The sequence below is a fragment of the Dietzia sp. KRD202 genome, assembly GCF_017168155.1.
Lineage (GTDB): Bacteria > Actinomycetota > Actinomycetes > Mycobacteriales > Mycobacteriaceae > Dietzia > Dietzia kunjamensis.
The window spans coordinates 1-414 of the sequence record NZ_JABFAN010000077.1 but is presented as its reverse complement, the minus strand read 5'-3'; the positions used below and the strand labels follow the sequence as shown (position 1 = coordinate 414).

The following is a 414-nucleotide window of genomic DNA, read 5'->3' as shown; positions in this document are numbered from 1 at the left end:
GGTCCAGGGTGCGCGGCCCCCAGCGCACGTCACGCGTGCGACCGTGCTCGGCCTCGATGCTCTGGCACACCGCGAGCACCTCGAACGGCGTGAGCCGGGTACGCAGTTCCACGACCGCGTTGAGGTAGTCCGGGGAGTCCTGCGGTCCACCCACCGCGCGGGTCTCCACGACCGGTGAGCTCGCCGTGACACTGATCCCGGGTGTCGCGTCCAGCGTCCGCACGGCCTGCCGCAGCACCGTCAACCGCTCCCCCAGGTTCGCCCCCAGGGCCACAACACACCGGGCCGTCATCCGTCCGCGCTCGCCTCGTAGTGTCCTCGGCGGCGGTGGATGCTCACGGCCACGTCCGAGAACGTCACGTCGATCGGCGCCTTGGGTTTGTGGACCGTGACCTCGAGTTCGGCCACCGCGGG

General features: G+C 71.3%; 1 protein-coding gene. It reads right to left on the bottom strand.

Translation table 11 applies throughout. The features are described from left to right. On the bottom strand, positions 1-292 hold a 292-nt coding region (gene folK, locus J1M64_RS18795; protein WP_206475185.1), incomplete at its 3' end, for a 2-amino-4-hydroxy-6-hydroxymethyldihydropteridine diphosphokinase. Positions 293-414: the final 122 nt, after the last annotated feature.